We start from the raw sequence: 6,931 nt of genomic DNA, 5'->3' as shown, positions 1-6,931 counted from the left end.
TCCGGCTGGCTTCCCGGCACATCGCCGGCTTGGCCGCCCGACTGGCCACCTTTATGAGCGCCAAACGGCGTCGGGTGCTGCGGCTCACTCATCCCAATTTCCTCGCATCGATTCTTTTTTGTCGCTGCTCAGCTTCGTTGCCAAGCACGGCGCTACCGCACGGACTTGCCGCGCCGGCGTTGCAGACCGCTTTATAACAAAATGCGCGGTGTTGTGCGCCGACTTTGATCGTTTATTGCTGATTATTCCGATTCCGTAACCGAATGACACGTATCAGCCTGAAGCGCTCGTCTTGCGGCGCCGGCGTGGCTGATGAAACGAATCAGACAGCCCGAACCTCAATTACCTTCGATGCCTTGCCCATGCGCTGCGCAAGACGCGTACGGTCCTGGACCGCACCGGCCAGTTGTCCGCATGCCGCATCGATGTCGTCGCCGCGGGTCTTGCGCACCGTGGTCACTACACCGGCGTCCATCAAAACCTGCGCGAAACGCTTGATCTGCTCGTTCGCCGAGCGCATCAACCCGGATTCAGGGAACGGATTGAACGGGATCAGATTGAATTTGCAAGGCACGTCGCGCGTGAGCGCAACGAGCTCGCGTGCATGCGCTTCGCTGTCGTTCACGCCGTCGAGCATGCAGTACTCGAACGTGATGAAGTCGCGCGGCGCCACTTTCAAATAGCGCTGGCATGCCGCCATCAGTTCGCGCAACGGATACTTCTTGTTCAGCGGCACCAGCATGTCGCGCAAGGGGTCGTTCGGCGCGTGCAAGGATACCGCGAGCGCAACCGGCAAATCCGCGCCAAGCCGGTCCATCATGGGCACGACACCCGAGGTCGACAAGGTCACGCGGCGACGCGACAACCCGTACGCGTTGTCGTCCAGCATCAACCGCATGGCGGGCACCACGGCGTCGTAATTGAGCAGCGGTTCGCCCATGCCCATCATCACGACGTTGGTCACCACGCGATCGGCCTTGCCATTGTTCGGCGCGCCGTAATTACCGCTCTTCGATGCACGCAGCGCAAATTCCGCCATTCTCAACTGGCCGATGATTTCGCCTGTGCTCAGGTTGCGCGAGAAACCCTGTTTGCCGGTCGAGCAGAACCGGCAATTGACTGCGCAGCCCGCTTGCGATGAAACGCACAGCGTGCCGCGATTTTCTTCCGGAATATAGACGGTCTCGACCGCGTTGCTACCGCCCACGTCGATCAGCCACTTGCGCGTGCCGTCGGTGGAAACATGGTCGCTGACGATGGCGGGCATATCCAGACTCGCCCGCCCTTTCAATTTTTCGCGCAGTGACTTCGCCAGATCGGTCATGCCGTCGAAATCGTCGACGCCGAACTGGTGAATCCAGCGCTGCAGTTGCTTGGCGCGAAACGGTTTCTCCCCCAGGCTGTCACAATAAGCGACAAGCCCGGCGGCATCGAGATCCAGAAGGTTGACGGTGGAAGCTGTCATTCGATTTTCTGCCATTTCCCTGATGAGCGAAGCCGGGAAGCCGTTTAAAGCCGCACCCCAGTTCGCTTTTCGGTTATTTCGCGCCAATTCCTGCGATAAATCTACTCCGAATCAACGCGAATAAACGTTTACTTCGGGGAAGAAGAAAGCGATTTCCTGACGCGCCGTTTCTGCTGCGTCGGAACCGTGCACTGCGTTGGCGTCGATGCTGTCTGCGAAGTCAGCGCGGATGGTGCCCTTGTCAGCCTTCTTCGGATCCGTCGCGCCCATCAGGTCGCGGTTTGTCAGGATGGCGTTTTCGCCTTCCAGCGCCTGGATCATCACGGGGCCGGAGATCATGAATTCAACGAGGTCCTTGAAGAACGGACGTGCAGCGTGGACTGCGTAGAACTTTTCTGCATCAGCACGCGACAGGTGAACCATGCGCGACGCGATGATCTTGAGGCCCGCTTGTTCAAAACGGCTGTAGATCTGACCGATCACATTCTTTGCCACTGCATCCGGTTTGATAATCGACAGGGTGCGCTCGATCGCCATGAAAAACTCCAAAAAATTAACGGGTTACGAATATAAAGAATCGACAATTGTAGCACGAAGCATTGTATGATTGCGATGGAAACCTTACGACATCGTAAGCATCAAAGCTCAAGTCTCGTGACGAAATGCGCGGTAATTTTACTGGTTGAGCCATTGCAGTGCAGCACTGTTGATTTCGGTGCAACATAGGCGCATATCGCGTCTGTAAGGCTCGCCGCGTCGCAAAGCAAATAAGTCGAGCCGGAATTTTTGAACCAGTTGGCTTTACACAAGTTTAGGCAAGGAGAAACCATGAACGAATCCCCTTACGGTTTTGGTCGCACAGGCAGTGTCACGTCGTCCGAAACCCGCAATCGCGTTTTACGGAACACGTACTGGCTGTTGGCGCTCTCCATGGTGCCGACCGTACTCGGCGCGTGGGTAGGCGTCGCGACCGGCTTCTCGCTGTTCGCGGCAACCAGCCCGGCCATGAGTTTCATCGCCTTCATGGCGATCGCTTTCGGCTTCATGTTCGCTATCGAGCGCACCAAGAACAGCAGCCTGGGCGTGCTCGTTTTGCTCGGCTTCACGTTCTTCATGGGCCTGATGCTGTCGCGTCTCCTGAGCTTCATTCTCGGTTTCTCGAACGGACCGCAGCTCATCATGATGGCGTTTGGTGGCACGGGCGTAATCTTCGCGGCCATGGCGACCATCGCAACCGTGAGCAAGCGAGACTTCTCCGGTCTTGGCAAGTGGCTGTTCATGGGCGTGCTCGTGTTGCTGCTGGCCGCGTTTGCAAACGTGTTCCTGCATCTGCCGGCATTGATGCTGACCGTGTCGGTCCTCGCGATCGTGATTTTCTCGGCCTACATGCTGTTCGACGTCCAGCGCGTCGTGAACGGTGGCGAGACGAACTACATCAGCGCCGCACTCGCAATCTACCTCGACCTGTACAACGTGTTCACGAACCTGCTCGCGCTGCTTGGTATTTTCGGCGGGAACCGGAACTGAAGCGGCGGAACTGATCCGGACATCGAAAAAGTTTTATCGATAAAAAAAGCCGGCCCCATTTGGGGCCGGCTTTTCCATGCCCGCCACGGGGCTAGTTGCGGGTTAGTCGCGCTCGAACAGCGCGATCGATTCGACGTGCGACGTATGGGGAAACATGTTCATCACGCCAGCGCCCTTCAGCCTATAGCCCGCCTCGGTCACGAGCACGGCGGCGTCGCGAGCGAGCGTTGCCGGATTGCACGACACATATACGATGCGCTCAGGCATCAGATCATGATCGCCGTTCTGCGCCAGTTCCGCGAGCGCCTTCGACACCGCAAGCGCGCCGTCGCGTGGTGGATCGATGAGATATTTATCGAAGCGGCCAAGCGCACGCAGATTGTCTGCCGTAATCTCGAACAGGTTTCGGCATGCGAACGATGTGTGCCCGTCCACACCGTTTGCCCTCGCATTTTCAAGCGCGCGTTGAGTAAGGCCCTCGCTACCTTCAATGCCCACCACCTCGCGCGCAACCCGCGCAAGCGGCAGCGTGAAATTGCCGATACCGCAAAACAGATCCAGCACGCGGTCCGTGCGTGCAGCAGCCAGCAGCCGCAGCGCGCGGCTGACCAGCACGCGGTTGATCTGATGGTTGACCTGCGTGAAATCAGTCGGCTTGAACGGCATCCGGATGTTGAATTCCGGCAAGGTGTACGCCAGCTCGCGTTCGACCGGATGGAACGGATAAGCCGTCTCCGGCCCTTTGGGCTGCAGCCACATCTGCACGCCGTGCTCTTCGGCGAATGCACGTACCAGCGATTCGTCGGCTTCGGTCAATGATTCAAGAATCCGCAACACCAGCGCCGTAACCTCGGCGCCAACGGCGACTTCAATCTGCGGCAGGCGATCGCGAACGGAGAGATCCTGAACCAGCTTGCGAAGCGGCATGAGCAACGCCGACACTTGCGGCGTTAGAACATCGCAAGTCTGCATGTCGGCAACGAAGTCGCTTTTTTTCTCATGAAACCCGACCAGCGCCCCGCCCTTGCCCGCGATCAGCCGCACAGACAAGCGCGCCCGGTAACGATACCCCCACGAAGGCCCGTGAATCGGCCGATAGATGGTCTCGGCGCTCAGCTTGCCGATCCGCTCGAGGTTGTCCTCGAGCACGCGTTGCTTGACCGCGATCTGTGCGCGAACATCGAGATGCTGCATGGAGCAGCCGCCACATTTGCTGAAATAGGGACATTTTGGACGCGTGCGCATCACGCTTTCGCGCAGCACCTTGACGAGCAACCCGTTCTCGAATGCCGCTTTCCGGCGAAAGGTCACATACGAGACACGTTCACCCGGCAGCGCGCCGTCCACAAAGATAACCTTGCCCGGCGAGCCGTCCTCGGTGGCCGCGCGGCCGACTCCCTGCGCCTCCATATCGAGTGAATCGATTTCGATCTCGACCGGTGCGGCCGTCGGGTCCAGCGGAACGATTCGGGCCGGCATGCTCCAGCGGCGGTTGGATTTTTTACGAGCGCGAGGCACCTGCGGACTTCCTGACTGAGATTTGAACTGCGATGGGGACTGACGTCGAAGGGCAGGATTGTAAACGATGCGGGTGCGGCACTCGCCTGATGCTGCGGGAGGTTTATTGACCGAACGCCGCGAGATATTCCGCCCAGTGCGGCGCCTGCTCGAGCGCAAGGGCGTTCTTCACGACGTTGATTTCATCCGCATATTCTTCCTGCGAAAAACCGCCGCGCATCAACTGGAACCGGCAATACATCAGGTACGTATTGACCACGTCGGTCTCGCAGTAATTGCGGATTTCTTCGAGTCGTCCCTCCGAGAACGCTTGCCAGACCCTGCCACCGTCCATGCCGAGTTTTCCCGGGAAGCCGCAGAGCTTCGCCAACGCATCGAGTGGTGCATTCGCGCGGGCCTGGTACATCGCGAGCACGTCCATGAGGTCGGTGTGACGCGCGTGGTAGCGGCTGATGTAGTTGTTGTAGCGGAATTCGCGGTCATCGTTTCCGAGGTCCCAGTACCGCGAAGCCGCTACGCCGTGGATCATCGCGCGATAGTGCAATACCGGCAGATCGAAACCGCCGCCGTTCCACGAAACCAGTTGTGGCGTGTACTTCTCGATCACGCGAAAGAACGACTGGATCAGCGTGGCTTCGGTGTCCGTCGTAGTGCCGAGCGAGCGCACGCGAAATCCCGTGTTATCACGAAACACGCACGAAATGGCGGCGATGCGCTGCAGATGGTGCGGCAGGAAGTCGTTGCCCACACGCTCCCGGCGCGCGGCGAATGCGTGCTCGGCGACTTCGGCGTCGGTGAGCGTGGCGGAGAGATCTTCGAGACGGCGAATGCCGTCGACATCGGGAATCGTCTCGATATCGAAAACGAGAATGGGTGTCATTGCTTTATTGGATGCTGCGTTTTTAAGGAAAGCGCTGACCGGGCCGCCGCCCGGATTGCGAAAGGCTAGAGAACAGCGTCTTTGCGCACACCGTTCGATGCAAAAAATCGCTTTAGCCGCACTAGCGCTTCTTGCTGGATCTGGCGTACGCGTTCGCGCGTCAGGCCCATTTCGTCGGCGAGTTCTTCGAGCGTGGCCGGCTCGATGTGGTTCAGGCCAAAACGTCGCTCGATGACGTGCCGGTGTTTGTCGGAGAGACGCGAAAGCCAGAGCTTGGTCAGCGTTTCCAGTTCACGATGCTGAACTTCGGAATCGGGCGACTGGCTGGCGTCGTCGGAAAGAAGGTCCAGCAAACTGCTTGCCGGGTCCAGATCGAGCGGCGCGTCCAGCGACGCTGTGTGTTCGTTCAGCGCGAGGATGTCGGTAACTTCTTCAGGCGTCTTCCCGGTGAGATGCGCGATGTCGTCAATGCTTGCGTCGCGCCTGTCCGGCGCGATTGCCGCAGTGGAATTCGCCGAGCTTTTCTCGAGATGACGTTTCGCGCGCAGCACCTGATTGAGCTCGCGAATCACATGCACCGGCAAACGCACCGTACGCGCCTGATTCATGATCGCGCGCTCGATGCTCTGGCGAATCCACCACGTCGCATACGTAGAAAACCGGAAGCCGCGCGTGGGATCGAATTTTTCGATGGCGTGCATCAGGCCGAGATTACCTTCCTCGATCAGGTCGAGCAACGGGACGCCCCGATTCAGATAACCCTTCGCGATGCTGACCACCAGCCGCAAATTGCGTTCGATCATCACCTGCCGCGCCTCGAATTCGCCGGCTTTCGCAAGCCGCGAATAACGCTGCTCTTCTTCGACCGTCAAGAGCGGCTTGACGCTGATGCGATTCAGGTAATGCTGGATGGTGTCGGCAGTGAGTTCCGCCTGCAGGATCGATTTGAAGTCGTCAACGTCGGGCACGGTATCGTTTGCGCCCTCCGCTGCTTCCTTGCGGTTTGATCCGCTGTCTTCGTCGCTATCCAGCTCGGCTTCAGCCGCTTCGGATTCCGACTCGTCAGCGTGGTTCGAAGCGCCGTCTTCCACCGTTGTCTGCGTGGGTCTGATTAAATCAGTCTCGGCTTGCGGCGGATGGCGCTTCGATTTAGGCATGATGATTTCGCTTATTGCGGCGGCAAATACGTCAGAGGGTCGACAGGTTTGCCCTGCCGGCGAACTTCGAAATGCAACATCACACGGTCCGAATCGCTGCTGCCCATCTCGGCGATCTTCTGCCCTTTTGTCACCGCGTCACCTTCTTTTACCATCAAAGCGCGGTTATGTGCGTATGCGGTCAGAAAAGTTGCGTCGTGCTTGATGATGATGAGATTACCGTATCCGCGCAGACCATTGCCGGAATAAACAACCCGTCCATCCGCCGCGGCATTGACCGGATCGCCCGGCGCGCCGCCAATATTGACGCCTTTGTTCTTGGCGTCGTCGAACGTGCCGAGAATCGGTCCGCGCGCCGGCCAGATGAACGCGGGTTGGGCCGCC

The 6,931-nt window shown here is 58.8% G+C and carries 7 protein-coding genes; 1 reads left to right on the top strand and 6 read right to left on the bottom strand.

The genetic code is table 11. The features are described from left to right. Window positions 1-322: 322 nt before the first annotated feature. Together rlmN and ndk are read right to left on the bottom strand one after the other, a co-directional pair. Window positions 323-1,465, bottom strand: a complete 1,143-nt coding sequence (rlmN, locus tag ACRXB1_RS26515) for a 23S rRNA (adenine(2503)-C(2))-methyltransferase RlmN (RefSeq protein WP_449493726.1) — start codon at window positions 1,463-1,465, stop codon at window positions 323-325. Between the two features lie 111 nt (window positions 1,466-1,576). Beyond that, window positions 1,577-2,002, bottom strand: coding sequence for a nucleoside-diphosphate kinase (ndk, locus tag ACRXB1_RS26510; protein WP_061999536.1), 426 nt, complete (start codon window positions 2,000-2,002; stop codon window positions 1,577-1,579). A gap of 291 nt (window positions 2,003-2,293) precedes the next feature. Between ndk and ACRXB1_RS26505 the strand changes: the two genes are divergently transcribed. Beyond that, window positions 2,294-2,992 carry a Bax inhibitor-1/YccA family protein gene (locus ACRXB1_RS26505; RefSeq protein ID WP_061999537.1) on the top strand — a complete coding sequence of 233 codons (699 nt, stop codon included), beginning with the start codon at window positions 2,294-2,296 and terminating at the stop codon, window positions 2,990-2,992. A gap of 102 nt (window positions 2,993-3,094) precedes the next feature. Here ACRXB1_RS26505 and rlmD read toward each other — a convergent pair whose 3' ends face one another. From rlmD to ACRXB1_RS26485, 4 genes are all read right to left on the bottom strand, one after another. Then, a complete protein-coding gene (gene rlmD, locus ACRXB1_RS26500; protein WP_449493725.1) occupies window positions 3,095-4,471 on the bottom strand; it encodes a 23S rRNA (uracil(1939)-C(5))-methyltransferase RlmD in 1,377 nt (458 codons plus the stop codon). Between the two features lie 142 nt (window positions 4,472-4,613). Beyond that, a complete protein-coding gene (locus tag ACRXB1_RS26495) occupies window positions 4,614-5,390 on the bottom strand; it encodes a 3'-5' exonuclease (protein ID WP_449493724.1) in 777 nt (258 codons plus the stop codon). 65 nt (window positions 5,391-5,455) lie between these two features. Next, a complete protein-coding gene (rpoS, locus tag ACRXB1_RS26490) occupies window positions 5,456-6,547 on the bottom strand; it encodes an RNA polymerase sigma factor RpoS (RefSeq protein WP_449493723.1) in 1,092 nt (363 codons plus the stop codon). A gap of 11 nt (window positions 6,548-6,558) precedes the next feature. Then, a partial coding sequence (locus ACRXB1_RS26485; protein ID WP_449493722.1) for a murein hydrolase activator EnvC family protein occupies window positions 6,559-6,931 on the bottom strand: 373 nt, incomplete at its 5' end.

The sequence above is a fragment of the Caballeronia sp. M23-90 genome (genome assembly GCF_053574605.1).
The sequence above is the reverse complement of the archived record's forward strand: the minus strand, read 5'-3'. Positions and strand labels throughout refer to the sequence as shown.

Excerpts from the sequence above, each read along its gene's own strand:
- rlmN (WP_449493726.1), bottom strand. The coding sequence starts at position 1,465 with ATGACAGCTTCCACCGTCAACCTTCTGGATCTCGATGCCGCCGGGCTT.
- ndk (WP_061999536.1), bottom strand. The coding sequence starts at position 2,002 with ATGGCGATCGAGCGCACCCTGTCGATTATCAAACCGGATGCAGTGGCA.
- ACRXB1_RS26505 (WP_061999537.1), top strand. The coding sequence starts at position 2,294 with ATGAACGAATCCCCTTACGGTTTTGGTCGCACAGGCAGTGTCACGTCG.
- rlmD (WP_449493725.1), bottom strand. The coding sequence starts at position 4,471 with ATGCCGGCCCGAATCGTTCCGCTGGACCCGACGGCCGCACCGGTCGAG.
- ACRXB1_RS26495 (WP_449493724.1), bottom strand. The coding sequence starts at position 5,390 with ATGACACCCATTCTCGTTTTCGATATCGAGACGATTCCCGATGTCGAC.
- rpoS (WP_449493723.1), bottom strand. The coding sequence starts at position 6,547 with ATGCCTAAATCGAAGCGCCATCCGCCGCAAGCCGAGACTGATTTAATC.